The organism is Lactiplantibacillus sp. 30.2.29 (assembly GCF_018991255.1).
Lineage (GTDB): Bacteria > Bacillota > Bacilli > Lactobacillales > Lactobacillaceae > Lactiplantibacillus > Lactiplantibacillus pentosus.
The window spans coordinates 33,474-49,916 of the sequence record NZ_JAGYGU010000003.1 but is presented as its reverse complement, the minus strand read 5'-3'; the positions used below and the strand labels follow the sequence as shown (position 1 = coordinate 49,916).

Genomic DNA, 16,443 nt, shown 5'->3' with positions numbered 1-16,443 from the left:
CCCTCCCCGCTTAAAATGAACGGGGCCGCCCCCTGGCACTAGGCCAGGGTCGCGACCCCGTTGGTGCTGTTAAATTCATTGTACCACCGCACCCCGTGATACTGTTGTCATCAAATTAAATTATGATGCCAAGCGTTTGTAAAATACCCAGTAACTCCAAATAAAGTAAATCAACATGATCGGTAAGACCGTTAAGGAAATCACCGTCATCAGATGTAACGTGTATGGTGAGTTCGACGCGTCTTTGATCAGAATGCTGTAAGCCGAATTGTTGGCAACCATCACCCGTGGGAATAAGCCGTTGAACAGTAAGACGACCACGTCAATCAATGATAAGCCACTGCTGATGAAAGACAGCCATTCGTGATTACCATAAACGCCCCAGGTTGCTAAGACGGTCAATAAGACCAATGCGACCACTAAAATCGTTGTTGAGATTGGCTTCTTCGTGAAGAAATCCGTATTGAAGAAGAGTAGAATCGCAAAGACCACTTCACCTGCAAAGAGCACCCAGTATAGTGGTTTGGCCCATTGCAATGCTCGTTCACGCAACGTCCCAGTCGTCTTCAGACGAATGAAGTTCAAACCGTGCAAGTAGCAGAGCAAGGTCACTGCGACCCCACCGACGATTGAGAACAAGTTGACGTAATCCGTAAAGTGCGCCGTCATATCACCATTGGCGTTGATTGGCATCCCTTTGACCAGCGCGGTGAACATCATCCCAAATAGGAAGGCAGCGAAGAAACTACCTAGTGCGGCTGCCCATTCCCAGAAGTTGCGACCAGATTCAGTTTCCATCCGGCTACGGAATTCAAATGAGACACCCCGCATGATCAAGGCAACTAAAATCAACAAGAGAATCAGATAGAAGCCGGAGAATAAGGAAGCATACCACATTGGAAACGAGGCGAACATTGCCCCACCAGCGGTAATCAACCAAACTTCATTGGCATCCCAGTGTGGGCCAATCGTGTGAATCACCACGTCCCGTTCATCACGGGTCCGTGCCAAACTCTTGATGGTCATCCCAACCCCGAAGTCAAAGCCTTCCAGGAAGAAGAAGCCACTGAATAGCACGCCGACAAGTATAAACCATAAGAATTGTAAGTTACTCATGACTGAACGCCTCCTTACCATAAGGATCGTATGATGCGTCATCAGCAGCTTGTAGTAAGTCATCTGGTCCTTGATGTAAGGCCCGCCGTGACAAGACGATCATGACAATTCCGAGGCCACTGAAGAGGCAGAAGTAGACGATGTTAGAGATCAACAACGAAGCAACACTGACATTTGGCGATACCGCATCGGCAATCGTGAGTAAGCCATAAACGACCCATGGATAACGGCCAAGTTCAGTAATCAACCAACCAGCCGTGTTAGCGGCAAATGGTAAGAACGTACAAATACCGAGTACCCAGAGGAACCAGCGTTGCCGTTCGATCAACGTCGATTTCGCACGAACGAAGAACAACCCGATGATCGCAATCAGCGCGAACAATCCACCGGAGACCGTCATGACCCGGAAGCTCCAGAACAAGGTCTTGGTTGGCACGTAGTAATTCATGTCCTTACCAAACTTCTTATCATACTTCGCGTGTAACTCTTTGTTGATCGTATTTTGACCCTTAACGTTACCAGATAACTTGTGGTAGCTGAGGATATCGAGGACGTATGGAATTTCAACCGACCATTTGGCCTTGTGATTCTTGGTATCCATACCTTCGATCACCGCCCAAGAAGCTGGTGAACCGGAGTCCTTGTACAACCCTTCAGTTGCGGCAAACTTCATCGGTTGTTCCTTAATAATGTAGCGTGTTTGTAAATCACCCATGCCGACCACACCGATAGAAGCAACCAAACCAACGATCAAGCTGACCTTAATCGACTTGCGGAAGAAGGTCACATTCTTCTTCTTCAACAAAGCGAAGGCCGCCATACCTGCAACCACAAATGAACCGGTGACAAAGGCGCCAAACAACACGTGTGGTAATTCATACCATAACTGTTCGTTCTTAACGACGGCGGCAAAGCTCGTCATTTGTGCCCGACCAGTCTTCGTGTTGATCATAAAGCCAACCGGATTTTGCATGAAACTATTCGCCGCTAAGATCCACATTGCGGAAATCATCGTCCCAATCGACGTTAACCAGATAAACGCACAGTGGATTTTGGCATTGAAACGGTCCCAACCAAACATCCATAAACCAATAAATGTGGATTCCATAAAGAATGCCACCAACGCTTCAATCGCAAGTGGTGCACCAAAAATGTCACCCATGAAACGTGAATAATCAGACCAGTTCATCCCAAATTGGAATTCTTGTATAATCCCTGTTACGACACCAACGGCAAAGCTAAGTAAGAAAATTCGGCCCCAAAATTGTGCCATGTGTTTGTACATGATGTCTTTTTTGACAACATATACCGTTTCCATAATTGCAACAATCAAGGCTAAGCCGATTGATAATGGCACGAAGAAGAAATGAAACACCGTGGTCATCGCAAATTGAAAGCGCGCCAAGGATAAGATACTTAATCCGAGATTCATAATGGTCCCCCCTTTATAAATTTATTCCCTACGAAAGCGGAAACACCTTATTCACCTTTAATAATAGCAAGTGATAGGTGAGATTTCAATCAATCTCAACTTTTATTCCCAAAATAGTCAAAGTCGCTAATTTTCAAGGCCACTATTAATACAAATACTAGTTAGTTAGTTGACATTGTCTGTTGCTAATCACGTGATAATTCACGGTTTTGCGCGACTTTAGTTTGTCCATTGGCATTACAAAGCTTTTGACAACTTTAACCAATATAGCCATATACTTCACACTATAAACAAGTGATGCCGTTATTAAAAAAGTCCCTGTTTCCGCAACTTAAACCGTGGAAACGGGAACAATCGCGCGCTGACGTGCTATATTTTTTAATGTGCAGCAGACTAAAACGTTACGAGGAGTAAATAATATGAAAAGGAATTCACAACCATCGGCCACCATTGATCATTATAAATTGTTCAAAGATGGCAAGCATTGGGTCTATGCCGGCATTACCATCGCGGGGTTTGGTAGTACGCTGATGCTGACCACCAATGCGCTTGCCGACACGACGACACCCGTGAGTGCGACGACCACGGCTTCCGCACCCAATACCACCACTAGTGACCAACTCAGTCAGGCTGCCGGGGCAACTGCGGCTGATTCGAGTTCGGTAACTGATACGAACAGTACGCCGGTCACCGCTAGTTCTGAGACCAGTACCAGCAACACCACTGGCGATGACACGACTGCTACAACAGCAGCCACCACCAGCCGGACCAGTCTCGCCACAACAACGACTGACGCTGTTGCAGACGCGGCTAATAACACTAGCGCGACTGATAATGCGGTAACCAGCGGCTCAACTAATAATACTGTTACAGATCAAACTAGCACTGACGCCACTGCCACGGCGGATTCAACGAAGTCTACAACGACAACTGATGCCGTTAGCGACAAGACTAGTGCTGCGCTAAATTCAACTGAAACGTCATCAGTGGATACAACCACCACTATGGCCAATCAAGCTGATACGACGACTGCTTCAACGGATGCCGCAGCAAACACGACGTCAAGTGCAACTGATGATGCGACAACTGACGATGCGTCGACCGGTACGACGACAGCTGCAACTACTCTGACTGGCGAAGATGCTACGACTGACAGTGACGCGACCGCCGAAGACGCTACAGCCGACACTACCGCAGCGACGACTGCCGTTACGCCCGCCAGTACCAGTTTAACAACGACTGACAGTGGCCACGGTTTGATTTATGAAACCAATGACCAAACCGGCAACCAAAAGAGCACGATCACGATTGAGCAAACTGGTCCTTATAGTGTCACTTGGAAAAAGGTCACGACTTCAAATAAGGACGAAACCACGACCGTCACGTTAGACGCCAGTGATATCGTCGCAATCGTCAATGAAATCAAAGATTTAACTAACCAAGCAGCGACATCCGCTGTCCAAGAAAAATTAGCAGCGGCAAAGGCCAAGCTTAACACGATCGTCGACCAACTCAAAGAACTACCAACCACGATTGCCAGCACGATCGTCGGTAACTTGATCTACCCGATTGTTTTCACTGGAAGTGGCTCAGAAGCGCTGTCGAATTTACGTACTGAAATGAATGAACATCGCTACGACATTTCCAATACTTGGGAAGGCCTCGACCCCGTGGCTTACGCAACTGACCGGGCGGCGGCAGAAGAATACTACCCCGCCGCAGTCACGTGGTGGAACAACGTCACCAAAGAAACTTGGACATTGCCAGAATATAACGACCCGACACAAAACGTTCGGGCCTACTACATTCAAAACGGCGATGCCACCAAAACCGTTATTATTGGTCAGGGTTGGACTGAACATCTCGACTGGATCGGCTACGTCTCTAAAATCTGGTATGACATGGGTTATAACATCCTAATGCCAAGCCAACGTGGTCAATTCCTGAGTGACGGCGATGATTTGACCTTTGGATACCAGGATAAGTATGACTGGTTGAACTGGGTCAAGATGGTCGACGAACGCAACGGCGCCAACAGTGAAGTCGTCTTCTACGGCCAATCATTAGGTGCTGACACCGTGCTCGAGGCTGCTTCAGTTCCGGGGTTATCAAAATCGGTCAAGGCGGTGGTCGCTGATGCCGGTTACGCGACCTTACCTGAATTGGGTGCGTCACTGTACACGAAGGCCATCAATTACGTCTCGAACGCCCTTCAATCAGTTGGGTTACCAGCGATTACTAGTTTGCCGTTCTTATCGTATGACAAAATTGTGGCTGCCATTAACGCTCGTTTGATTAAAACTCAGGGCTTCAATGTTGACGACTTATCCGCCGTCGATGCGGCAAGCAAAGTAACGATTCCCCTGCTGTTGATTCACACCGAAGATGACGCGTTCATTCCATACACGCAATCACTTGAATTAGCCGCTGCTAATCATTCAGCCGACCAAGAAGTCTGGATTTTACCCGGACAAGTTGGTGGTCACGCGGCCGCAAACAACGCGATTCTTCAGTACCAACAACATCTGCAGGACTTCCTCACACCATTAGTATCGGTGGCAGAAGCTGAAGATGAAGCGGTCGATGTCGACCCTAGTGCTGACTCGACGGAAACATCTGATGCAATTGATCATACGACCGATGCGACTGTTAATACAGACGGCAAAACCAGTACTACGGATACGACTGTTGACACAGACGGCAAAACCAGTACTACAGATACGACTGATGAAACGGATGGTTTAACTGATACCACTGAAACGACTAACAGTGCGGACAGTTCGACTGACACGACTCACACAGCCAAAAATTCAGCGAGTGCCACCGGCTCAGCTGAATCAGCAGATGGTACAACTAATGGCAACGATTCATCGCAAACTGATCCAGATATCACAACTACTGACGACGATCAGGATGAGTCGACTGCCACCGCTGATGGTTCAACTTCAGCAACCGTCAAAAATGGCCGTTTAGCACCTGTCACAACGACGGATGAGTCCGCTAATGACACCATATCGCTGGCAGAAGCAACTCCCGAAGACGTTGATATTACTGATGACCAGACGAGTGATGTTGAAACCGATGCTGCAGTCACGAACAATGACTGGCTGGTTAATCACGACCACAGTGGTTCCGTGGTAACTGCCAGTCTACGCGAAGATTTGAGCGCGGCTGACGCAAAGATTGCCATGACACCAACGGCCGTTTCGACGACTAAGCCCGAGGCAGATTCAGACCTTGCCCCGGTCAGCTCACCAACGACTAAATCAGCACCAGCCTTGCCACAAACTGATGAGACGTCGCAATCATGGTTGACTGCGCTCGGTGCCAGTTTATTAGCTGTTGTCACTGGTCTTTGGACACGGATTCGTCGGCGTTTTGCTTAACGCAGCGGCCCAACTTTGTGGTATTCTGAATGAACAATAACCAGTGAGGAATGATAATAATGGATATTGGAACATCAGTCTCGTTCGTACTTGAGGGGCAAACCTATACCGGTACGATTGCCAAAAGTTACACGAATTCTTATCTCATCAACTTTAACAGCACCGACCCTGAAATCATTGATAAGTATCATAATAAAGTCATTATCAGTCAAAAGAAGGTTCAGGCAGTTAAATAACGTCAAATAAGCATCGCAGCAAATTACCCCGATTGAGGGTTTGCTGCGATGCTTATTTTATTTTGCAATGATAGCTCAATCTATGCTTTTTTAAAACGTAATAATGGTGTTCCAATCAGCGGTGTTAAAATCCCGGCTAAAATAGCTTCCGGTACCCCATTTGAGGCAACGACCGCTAATAAATAAGGCATTAGCTTACTTAAATTGATTTGATAAAATCCCGCTGCCTGATGACTGTATAGCAGACCAATCAAGCCAAGCACCAAAATCGTGTTGGTCAAAGCGCCAGCAACACCAGCTAGCGTGAATCCCAGCGTTCGGTGTTGTCGTTTTTGAAACCAAATAAAAATCCAGCCAGCGACCACTCCGATCAAAATCCGTGGCACTACTGAAATTAATGGATTGGTAAACACGATTGGCGCTAACGCACTGGTGGGCGCGACGAACGCGCGAATCCAATCAATGATTCCCCAAATGCCCCCAACAATTGCGCCATCTCGTGGTCCCAAAACCACTGCGGCAATAATAACCGTCACGTGAATCGTCGTAATGCTCAATCCCGGCAACGGAATGTACCCAAAAAACGGCACGATATTTTGAATGATCACAATCGCCATTAGTACCGCCAACACACTGATATGATAGGCGTTTGAACGTCTCTGCATCATCAGTCACCTCAACTCTCTTTTCCATTCAATTACGCGCTTAATTATAGCATATGACAGGTGCCAAATCGCAAACGATATAACGTCAAAAAAACTAGCCCCAATGCTGGCAGCTAGTTTCGAATTTTATTCTGATTCTTTTTTCCGTAGGCCCGCACGAATCCGTGAGTGACGATAACTGTAGCTAAAGTAGATGACCACCCCGATGACGAGCCAAATGGCAAACATGTGCCAAGTGAAGGCTTGCAAGTTGATCATCAGATATATACAAGCTAGAAACGATACAATCGGCAACACCGGATAGAACGGCACTTTGAAGGAACTATTGATTTGCTGTAGCGTTTCATGACGACGTAAGAAGACGACTCCAATCGAGACCATAGCGAATGCAAATAAAGTCCCGATGTTGACTAACTCCGCAATCTTATCCAACGGAATCACCGCTGCAAAGACGCTGGCGATGATACCAAAAATCCAGGTACTCTTAACAGGGACTTTCGTGTGTGGACTGACCGTCCGAAACGCCTTCGGTAAGAGCCCATCCCGACTGATGGCAAAGAGCAACCGGGTACCACCATACAACATGACGATCAGCACCGTTGTCATCCCAACAACTGCGCCGAGGGATACAATGCCCGCGGCCCAATTCTGATGAATCACAGCTAACGCGTAAGCCACGGGATCCCCAACGTTTAATTGACTATAATGGACGACCCCAACCAGAACGGCAGCCATTGCCACGTAGAGAATCGATGCAACCACCAATGAGCCAACGATTCCAATAGGCATATTGCGCTTCGGATTTTTAACCTCTTCGGATGCCGTTGATACCGCGTCAAACCCAATGTAGGCATAAAACGCAAGTGATGCCCCTTTGACTAACCCGCTCACCCCATGGGGCATGAACGGATGATAATTGGCTGGTTTCACGAAGAAAATCGCAACCGCGATAAAGAGTACAATCACTAAAATTTTGACAATTACCATAATCGAATTGACCCGGGTCGATTCTTGCAACCCGCCGACCAACAGTAACGATACCGCTAAAACGACCACAAAGGCAATCAAGTTGAAGCCTGCGTGACTCGTTCCAGCCGTCCCCGCGGCCGCCGACAAATACGACGGTAGCTTGAGCCCGAAACCACTAATCAAATTTTGAAAATACGACGACCAACTGACAGCGACTGAAGAAACGGCAAATAAATACTCCGATATCAGTGACCAACCCAAAATCCAAGCTAGAAACTCACCGAAGACCGTGTATACATAAGTGTAGGCACTCCCAGCTAACGGAATCGTCGAGGAAAATTCAGCGTAACATAATGCAGCTAACGAACAAACCACCGCCGCAATCACAAAGGATAACATTGCAGCGGGACCGGCATATTTGGCCGCAATAATTCCGGGCGTGATAAAAATCCCGGAACCAACAATTGCCCCCACTCCCATCATCGTCAGGCTAAAGGCATTTAACGTTTTTGCGAGGCCGCCCTGATTAAAACTCGCTGGATTGACTGGCTTTTTGACCAACAATCGGCGTGACTCTTTCATATGGGGTTCCTCCTAATCAAATTCTTAATAATGCAACGTGCTTAATTCTATTAATTTTTGTGCGATTAGTCAAGTTAATCTAGAAAATTCAAGCAAATTATCTTAAAACGCCTTAAGATAGCGTTTTATTTAGTTAGTTACTTTAAACAAATTTATTAATTGTTCATAAGATTTGCTAATTTCAATCTCACGCTGTGCTTAATAATTCAGCTACTACTACATATGTTGCTAATTATTATTTAGCATTAAAAATGATTAAATTGTGCTATTTTATGAGTTCAAGCGCTGCCAGCTGAGACCCGCTGGGAACAGTGCGAGTTACCGTAAACTTGCAGTGGTAGGATCGTCCTCGGGCGGCTTCCAGGCATTCTGGGTAATGGCCGTGACGTGGTGGACACAGATTTAAGCCGACAACCCACGTCTTAAATACTGGTCTTTCACTAACCAAGCACAAGACGCTTGCTAAGTGAAATTTCACCACTGGGCCTTCCCCAGAATACCTTCCAGCCGGGATATTATTCGAAAGGCAGACATGTGCGGACCCAATCTTTTGATGAGCTAGTCGTTGATTCTTAACAAATGTGATTTCGACATTCAACAGTCAGACTACCTTCTTGAAACAACTAAACTTTCTTAGCCATGTTTTAAGATTACTGACAACTTCACTGAACTTGCTTGTCAAAATCTTCTCTAACCGTCTAAGATAACAAAATTTTGAATTCTAAACGAGGGCAACTTTATCGACCAATTTCAAGACTAGTTGTCCTTGAAATTGGTGGCATTGAGATGAGTGAATAGTATTCAGATGATCTTCTCAGTAATTAATGCCATCAGTCCTCATCCGTACCAAATAAACTTTTGCCTAAAGGGTCCAATCACTAAATATTCAATGGTCAATTGCACCTAGATAGGTGGCCGTTCATTCGCCATTCGAGCGGCTTCCCGACTGTAGGGGCCGGCTGACAATGCTCAGTAGCCAAATTATTCTTAGCTGGAAGTGGTCTTCTTCCGGCTTAGAATAAGACTCGTATTTGAAATTGCGCAGTGGTTTTCTGCGTGAGTTCAAATCGATGTCCGCCCTGTTCCAGCGTTGTCAGCCGGCCCCGGAAGTCGGACTAAGGCGTGCATCGGCTGACGAACAGGAATCCACCAACTAGCATGATTTATCATGATTCATGACAAGTTGACCAGCACAATGCGTATCCCACTAAAAAAAGCGGCCCATCACAGGCCGCTTTTAAACGATAAATCTAGTTTGGATTAAATATATTGAATCAAGGTCATCAAGACTGGCACAACCACGATGAACAAGACGGTACTAGTTGTGACAATGTTGGTGGCGTATTCGACGTCCCCATGTGCTTCGTTAGCCAAGATTGGCAATACGGCTAACATTGGCGTTGCTGATTGAACGATCAACGTTTGTGAAGCCATGGTTGGGAAGCTGGCACCCAAGTTGCCGGCAACCATCAAGACCAAGATCATGATGATTGGTGACAAGATGAAGCGACCAATCAACGCAACGATCGTATCACGGTCGAAACGAATACTCTTCAACCCGGCATCCGCTAGCACGATCCCGATATAAATCAAGGAAAGCGGTGTGACCAAGTTACCAACATACGTCAAGGTTGAACTGATGAAATCAACCTTCATCACTGGAATGTTGAGCAATAGCACAACTAATGCGACTAAGAACCCAACCAGTGGCATTGGAATAACTTTCTTCCAATCAATCTTGTTGTGCGTCTTTTCCTTAGGCTTCGTTGGATCATCGTTAGAAATCAAGAATACCCCGAAGGCCCAAGTTGAAACGGTGTTAACAATATAGTAAACCAGGAAGTACGTCATACTCTTATCGCCAAACAACGCAATGTTCAAAGGTAACCCAATGAAGATCGTGTTGGCGTTGACGATCGCATTAATGAAAATCCCTTTACGACCAGGCTTGACCCGCATCAATTTGACTAGGATAAACGCAATCACATAACCAATGATGACGGCTAAGAATGCGTAGGCCAAGTAGCCGGCAAACGACCCTAGCTGACCACGCGTCAACCGACTCAACACTGAAACGAAAATCGACGCTGGCAGGGCGATGTTTTTGATAAACTTGGAAATCGTCCCCGCAAACTTGTCATCAAACCAACCGGTCCGCCGTAAGACAAACCCTAATATCATGATCAAAACGACCACTAGGACGCTTTGAATCGAATTCCATAAAACTGCCATGTGCACTTATACCCTCTTACAATCTCTTAATTTGCCGATGCCATTCGCGACGTTAACCTGCCAAGCTAACTCGCGGCATGGGCTTGTCAATCTCTTATTTGCCGACGCTATTTGCTGATGGTTTTGTATTCTGGAACCCACTTCATATCAGCAACTGCTTGTTTGGCATCCGTAATTGGTTCTTTGTTTAACTTCTGATCAATCACACTTTGTGCAACGACTTCAGCTAAAGTTTGTGAAAATTCAGTAATCTTTGAAACTGGTGGTAAGACCGCTGCACCTGGCTTAGACGTATCCACGATACCGCCCAAGGCATGGCATGCAGCTGATAAGGTCTCACTGTTCAAGACTTTAGCCGTTGATGCAATCAAACCAAATCCTAAACCAGGGTACATCAAGGCGTTGTTCCCTTGACCGATTTGGTAAGTAACACCCTTGTATTCCACATCGTCGGCTGGAATCCCAGTGGCAACTAAGGCGCGACCGTCCGTCCATTTGATCAAATCTTCTGCTTTGGCTTCTGCTAACTTGGTTGGGTTAGACAGTGGGAAGATGATTGGCCGTTCCGTATGTGCAGCCATTTCCTTAACAATGCTTTCAGTGAACGTCCCTGGTTGAGTTGACGTCCCAATCATAACTGTTGGGTGAACGGCCTTAACAACGGCTTCAAGGTTAGTTAGTTCATCAGCGTTACTAAATTCGCTACGCTTACGAGTGAAGGCCTTTTGGGCTGGGGTTAAGCCTTCAGTATCGTCAAAAAGTAAACCTTGCTTATCAACAGCGTAGAAGTGTTGCTTAGCTTCTTCTTCGGTCAAACCAGCTTGCATTAATTCATCGAGGATTTGGTTGGCAATCCCCATGCCGGCAGTACCCGCACCGAATGACAAGATCTTTTGATCCTTGATACTTTCCTTAGAAATGTTCAAAGCACCTAAGATACCCGCTAAAACGACCATCCCAGTTCCTTGGATATCATCGTTAAAGGTTGCGATTTGATCTTTGTACTTGTCCAAGATAACTTGCGCGTTGCCACGACCGAAATCTTCAAAGTGTAACAATGAATCTGGGAATAATTTTTGTTCTGCTTCAACAAACTTGTCGATCACATCGTAGTATTGTGCGCCAGAAACTCGCTTGTGACGGTTACCTAGATACAATGGATCATCCAATAATTTCTGGTTGTTGGTCCCAGCATCAATGCTTACAGGCAAGACTTGAGATGGGTCGATACCGGCAGCGGCCGTGTAGACCATCAACTTACCAATGGCGATATCAACACCGTTAACGCCCCAGTCACCCATACCAAGGATTCCTTCAGCGTCAGTCACAACGACTAAGCGAATATCGCGACCATCAGCCGCGTTCTTCAAAGTAGCTTCAATATCTTCTGGTGCATCAACTGAAACAAAGGCGGCATTTTGTGGATCCAAGAATAATTCGTTGTATTGTTCGATTGAATCAGCAACGACCGGATCATAAACGATTGGCATGAATTCAACCACGTGTTCATCCATTAAGTGGAAGAACAACGTCCGGTTTTCGTTGAACAGGTTCATTAAGAAAATCCGTTGTTCCAACCGACTTGGCTTGCTCTTGAATTGCGCATAAGCTTGAGTCGCTTGTTCGTCGATGGTTTGAACCTTACTTGGTAACGTCCCGGTCAAGCCCAGTGCTTGGCGTTCTTCTTTAGTAAAAGCAGTCCCCTTATTTAAGAATGGGTTATTTAAAATGGTACTTGCAGTTTTTGTCATTACTGCGACCTCCTATTTTTGAATGAGCTTCAATAAACTTATATCAACAGGAAAAACTGTTCTTATCATTTTACATGCAATAAGATAACAGCCAGCGTGTCGTCCGTCAAACATTTGAGAATGTCTCTCTCAAAATTGCTTGGTTGCCACACAGTTGGTTAACAGTCAGTAAACTTGCCTGAGCGGGAAAACTGTTCCTATCAATTTACAAAACATACTATAGACCCCCGGAAATGTTATAGTCAAAACTATGTTATGATATAAATAAATTAAATAAGGTCGCTATAAATGCTGATTTAGAAAGGATAAAAAATGAACACAAAAGACTTAGCTTATTTCGATGAATTAATTTCTCAAAAAAATTTTTCAAAAGTTGCGAAAACTTTCAATGTGAGCCAACCAACCATTACCACTGCCATCAAAAGATTGGAAACTGAGTTCGGCGCCCCACTAGTGATTCGTGACCGCATCCAGAACACCTTGCACGTTACTGAGAGCGGCGCACAACTAGCTGAACACGCCAAAATCGTGCTTCACGAACTGCGCATTGCTCATCAGGAGATTGATAACCTCTCGCAAAACCGACTGATTTTAGGGTTACCGCCGATTATTGAAAATCACTATTTTCCTAAAGTCGGTGCCAAATTGGCGGAAGCCGGACTGCTTGCCAGTCTGGAGACGGTGGAAGGCGGGTCGATTTTCTTACGAAACGCCGTGCGCGACGGGCGAGTGGACTTGACCTTACTTGGTTCAGTCGAACCACTCGCTTATCAGACTCTGATTGCGGAAGAATTTGACCGTCAACCCTTCTGTATTTACGTCTCTAAGGACCACCCACTCGCCCAACGCAAACGAATTTACTTCAATGAATTACGCCGTGAGAACTTTGTCTTCTTTAATAGTAATTTCATCCATAACACCGCGTTCAACAAACTCACGCGCCGGAATCATTTCCGTCCCAACATCGTCTTTCGTTCCAATGACACCCACGTGTTGATGAAATTGATTGGCGAAAACGTCGGCGTCGGCTTTTTCACACGAATCGTCGATCACTACCGCAAAGATGTCGTTCGCCTCGACTTGATGGATACCGAACCACCAGAGTTCATCACCAGCATCGTCTACCGAACGACCCACATTTTGACACCGGTCCAGCACCAACTATTGACCATCATGCACGACACGTTGGCACCCAATGAGGACGATTCGAATGAATCCTAAGTTGTTGTATTTGAAACGCATTGTGCGCATTAGTTTATCATGAATTGTGATTAAATCATGCCAGTGGTTGGCTTACTGTTCGTCAGTCGATGCGCGCCTTAGTCCGACTTCCGGGGCCGGCTGACAATTGCTGGAACGTAAGCCGACATCGATTTGAACTCACGCAGAAACCCACTGCGCAATTTCAAATACGAGTCTTATTCTAAGCCGGAAGAAAATCACTTCCGACTAAGAATAATTTGGCTACTGAGCATTGTCAGCCAGCCCCTACAGTCGGGAAGCCGCTCGAATGGCGGATGAACGGCCACCTAGCTTGGCACAATTGATCATTGAATATTTATTGACTGGCTCCTTCAGATAAATACTTAATCGGTATCGATGATGACTGATGGCATTTAATCACTGAGAAGATCACCTGAATATTGTTCACTCATCTCAATGCCACAAATTTCAGTGACCACCACTCGTCTTGAAATTAGTTGACAAGATTTCTTTCGCCTATAATTCAGGAGTTTGTTGTCTCGGGCAACTAGAGAAAATTCTGACAACTGCAGTGAAGTCGCTTGTCTGACAGCATGAGTAAGAAGCTTTAGCTATAATTAGAGATCAGACTGACAGTTGAATGTCAAAATAACTGTGTACCAATGAATCAATGATTAATTAAGCAAAATGTTGAGTTCGCACATGTCTGCCTTTCGAATACAATCCCGACTGGAAGGCATTCTGGGCAAGGCCAAGTGGTGAAATTTCACTTAGCAAGCGTTTTGGGCTTGGTTAGTGAAAGACCAGTATTTAAGACGTGGTTTATCGGCTTAAATCTGTGTCCACCACGTTCCGGCCATTGCCCAGAATGCCTGGAAGCCGGTGTAGGACGTCGCCACCACAGAAAGTTTACGGTAACTCGCACTGTTTCCAGTGGGTCTCAGCTGGTAGCACTTGAATTCATAAAATAGCATGATTTGATCATTTTTAATGCTAAAGAATAACTACCACAACGTGTATTTAAAGCACGCCTGCACAAAAACTCGCACCACCACTTATTGTGATCGTGCGAGTTTTTTGGTGTTATCCGAATAATCAGTCATTTTCATTGATCCATAATGATTGTCTCACGTATAGTCGCGCTAGACACAATTACAACTAACCATTAGACGGTCATTTTCAACAGTTGGTCAATAAAGCGTTGTTCATCATCGGTCGGTAAGTAGCCGGCGCGAGTCACGACCGAAATGTTGAAGCTGACGGGTAATTGGTCCTCAATGTCGAGGCACACCACCCCATCATCTGGTTTCACGACGTCGCGGACTAGCATGCTGATGCCGAGGTTGGCTTTGACCAGCGCTTTGACCCACGAAATATCAGGAGTGCGGTAAATGACTTCCGGATGAACCCCGGCAAAATCACAGTAGGCTTGAAAGGCTTGCGGATGAACGTATTTACCATCCAGGCCGATAAACTGTGCTTGTCCTAGATCTTTGAAACCAATACTTGTCTGCGTCGCCAAGCTGTTTTGCGGACTGACAATGATGCTGAAAGGTCGCGCCCCTAACTTTACCGCGTGTACGGTCGGCAAATCAAATGGCAGATACGATCCCAATAACGCAATATTGATTTCACCTTTGACCAGTTTGTGCAGTAATTCGTCCGAGCCCGTCTCGGTAATTTTCAACTGCTGTAACAACCCGTTTTGTAGCAATTTTTCAGCAATTTGTGGGAAATACAACGTCCCGATAATCGGCGGTAGACCAAACCGAATCTCCGCTTGCTGAGCACTATCAATTTCTTGATGGGCCAAGCGCAAACTCGCTTGAATTTGTTGGGCGTTCTTATACAGTAGATGGCCCGCCCGCGTGATATTCGTCTGTTGATGATGGCGGTCTTGAATCACCAACTTGACCGCAAATTCTTTCTCCAACCGATGAATCGCCTGCGTCACTGCCGGTTGTGAAACGGCAAACTGGCGCGCAACCATCGTATAATTCTGACAATCGACCAGTGCCCGAAAATAATCTAAATCCCGTGTATTCATACGCGATCACCGAATTCTGCGTCATACATCGCCGTAATTTTTGCTTGCAAGTCCGCCACTGAATGTCGACGTGATCGCGCGCAATCCTTGGCGTCACGCCCACACAACAAGCACCGCCGTTTTGGTAATCCCAAGTCAGTCCGCGACAGTGCACGTTGCGAGCCCGTTTGTAAAATGTCAATATCGTACAATCGTCCGAGTGAATCCTGCTCTTCAAACGCTACCGCCGCGCGCTTACTGGTCGCAAAATCTAGTGGCAAAATCAAAAAGCGTTCATTTCCCGCAGGATGATTCCAGTCCGCCGCCAACGTATAATCCGCCAGCTGGTCCTCAAATCGCTGAACACCAGCTAAAAACAGCCGCCGCAACGCATCATTATTCTTGATTGGTCCCGGAATATTGAGCTTGATTGCCGCAATCGACGACTTCGGATGAGCGGCCGTCAGTTCCTGTTGAAAGGCCACGCGCTGGTCCCTTGCCGCCAACATATCCGTAATTGACTGCGGTTTTCCGCTCGTAAAAATACTCGCCATACTTGTCACTTTCTTCCTATTATAAATACTTATACACTCAGCTTAACTGAAAATGCGGAATTTTGAAACCGATTTTATCCGAATTTGGGGAATTTTGTCATATTGCCTGTTATTCAAATCCTGACGCTAAAGCCGACATCTCAGGATTGCAGGAAGCCGTGCAAGTTGGCGTAAATTTGCCTTAGTGGCTGGGTGAATCCAAATCGATATTTCCTTGTTAACCGGTTTTAGCGTCCAGATTAGCGCGATTACCGGATGACTAACAGGATATCTGGGGCTGTATTTTGAGCT

At 46.1% G+C, this 16,443-nt stretch carries 11 protein-coding genes; 3 read left to right on the top strand and 8 right to left on the bottom strand.

The annotated features are described in order from the left end of the window. Positions 1-120: 120 nt before the first annotated feature. The gene (gene cydB, locus KGF65_RS02780) at positions 121-1,116 is read right to left on the bottom strand and encodes a cytochrome d ubiquinol oxidase subunit II (protein WP_101873856.1); all 996 of its coding nucleotides are present in this window, start codon (positions 1,114-1,116) and stop codon (positions 121-123) included. Next, positions 1,109-2,548, bottom strand: a complete 1,440-nt coding sequence (locus KGF65_RS02775) for a cytochrome ubiquinol oxidase subunit I (protein ID WP_050338927.1) — start codon at positions 2,546-2,548, stop codon at positions 1,109-1,111. The genes cydB and KGF65_RS02775 overlap by 8 nt, the downstream gene beginning before the upstream one ends. Positions 2,549-2,967: 419 nt before the next feature. Between KGF65_RS02775 and KGF65_RS02770 the strand changes: the two genes are divergently transcribed. Next, the gene (locus KGF65_RS02770; RefSeq protein ID WP_216748273.1) at positions 2,968-5,934 is read left to right on the top strand and encodes an alpha/beta hydrolase; all 2,967 of its coding nucleotides are present in this window, start codon (positions 2,968-2,970) and stop codon (positions 5,932-5,934) included. A 59-nt stretch (positions 5,935-5,993) separates the two neighbouring features. Then, entirely contained in the window at positions 5,994-6,170 is a 177-nt protein-coding gene (locus KGF65_RS02765) for a hypothetical protein (RefSeq protein WP_082230258.1), read from the top strand. Positions 6,171-6,250: 80 nt separating this feature from the next. On the opposite strand, the gene KGF65_RS02760 is transcribed toward KGF65_RS02765, so the two are convergent. The 4 genes from KGF65_RS02760 to KGF65_RS02745 form a co-directional block, all read right to left on the bottom strand. Further along, on the bottom strand, positions 6,251-6,835 hold the full coding sequence (locus tag KGF65_RS02760; RefSeq protein ID WP_003638137.1) for an ECF transporter S component: 585 nt from the start codon (positions 6,833-6,835) through the stop codon (positions 6,251-6,253). 126 nt (positions 6,836-6,961) lie between these two features. Further along, complete coding sequence (locus KGF65_RS02755) at positions 6,962-8,386, bottom strand: amino acid permease (protein WP_088769854.1); 1,425 nt, start codon at positions 8,384-8,386, stop codon at positions 6,962-6,964. A 1,260-nt stretch (positions 8,387-9,646) separates the two neighbouring features. Further along, positions 9,647-10,618, bottom strand: coding sequence for an AEC family transporter (locus KGF65_RS02750; protein WP_101873860.1), 972 nt, complete (start codon positions 10,616-10,618; stop codon positions 9,647-9,649). A gap of 107 nt (positions 10,619-10,725) precedes the next feature. Further along, positions 10,726-12,369 carry a malolactic enzyme gene (locus tag KGF65_RS02745; protein WP_216748272.1) on the bottom strand — a complete coding sequence of 548 codons (1,644 nt, stop codon included), beginning with the start codon at positions 12,367-12,369 and terminating at the stop codon, positions 10,726-10,728. A 312-nt stretch (positions 12,370-12,681) separates the two neighbouring features. On the opposite strand from KGF65_RS02745, the gene KGF65_RS02740 reads away from it, so the two are divergent. Beyond that, a complete protein-coding gene (locus tag KGF65_RS02740) occupies positions 12,682-13,590 on the top strand; it encodes a LysR family transcriptional regulator (RefSeq protein WP_056952205.1) in 909 nt (302 codons plus the stop codon). A 1,147-nt stretch (positions 13,591-14,737) separates the two neighbouring features. On the opposite strand, the gene KGF65_RS02735 is transcribed toward KGF65_RS02740, so the two are convergent. Further along, positions 14,738-15,619: a LysR family transcriptional regulator gene (locus KGF65_RS02735; RefSeq protein WP_050338933.1), complete on the bottom strand. Its 882-nt coding sequence runs from the start codon at positions 15,617-15,619 to the stop codon at positions 14,738-14,740. Continuing rightward, positions 15,616-16,152 (bottom strand): citrate lyase holo-[acyl-carrier protein] synthase, encoded by a 537-nt coding sequence (citX, locus tag KGF65_RS02730; protein ID WP_216748271.1) that lies wholly within the window; start codon positions 16,150-16,152, stop codon positions 15,616-15,618. The genes KGF65_RS02735 and citX overlap by 4 nt, the downstream gene beginning before the upstream one ends. Positions 16,153-16,443: the final 291 nt, after the last annotated feature.

What these genes read in the sequence shown, in the direction of transcription:
- KGF65_RS02750 (WP_101873860.1), bottom strand. Translation starts at nt 10,618, where the DNA reads ATGGCAGTTTTATGGAATTCGATTCAAAGCGTCCTAGTGGTCGTTTTG.
- KGF65_RS02775 (WP_050338927.1), bottom strand. Translation starts at nt 2,548, where the DNA reads ATGAATCTCGGATTAAGTATCTTATCCTTGGCGCGCTTTCAATTTGCG.
- KGF65_RS02740 (WP_056952205.1), top strand. Translation starts at nt 12,682, where the DNA reads ATGAACACAAAAGACTTAGCTTATTTCGATGAATTAATTTCTCAAAAA.
- KGF65_RS02735 (WP_050338933.1), bottom strand. Translation starts at nt 15,619, where the DNA reads ATGAATACACGGGATTTAGATTATTTTCGGGCACTGGTCGATTGTCAG.
- KGF65_RS02755 (WP_088769854.1), bottom strand. Translation starts at nt 8,386, where the DNA reads ATGAAAGAGTCACGCCGATTGTTGGTCAAAAAGCCAGTCAATCCAGCG.
- citX (WP_216748271.1), bottom strand. Translation starts at nt 16,152, where the DNA reads ATGGCGAGTATTTTTACGAGCGGAAAACCGCAGTCAATTACGGATATG.
- KGF65_RS02745 (WP_216748272.1), bottom strand. Translation starts at nt 12,369, where the DNA reads ATGACAAAAACTGCAAGTACCATTTTAAATAACCCATTCTTAAATAAG.
- KGF65_RS02765 (WP_082230258.1), top strand. Translation starts at nt 5,994, where the DNA reads ATGGATATTGGAACATCAGTCTCGTTCGTACTTGAGGGGCAAACCTAT.
- cydB (WP_101873856.1), bottom strand. Translation starts at nt 1,116, where the DNA reads ATGAGTAACTTACAATTCTTATGGTTTATACTTGTCGGCGTGCTATTC.
- KGF65_RS02760 (WP_003638137.1), bottom strand. Translation starts at nt 6,835, where the DNA reads ATGCAGAGACGTTCAAACGCCTATCATATCAGTGTGTTGGCGGTACTA.
- KGF65_RS02770 (WP_216748273.1), top strand. Translation starts at nt 2,968, where the DNA reads ATGAAAAGGAATTCACAACCATCGGCCACCATTGATCATTATAAATTG.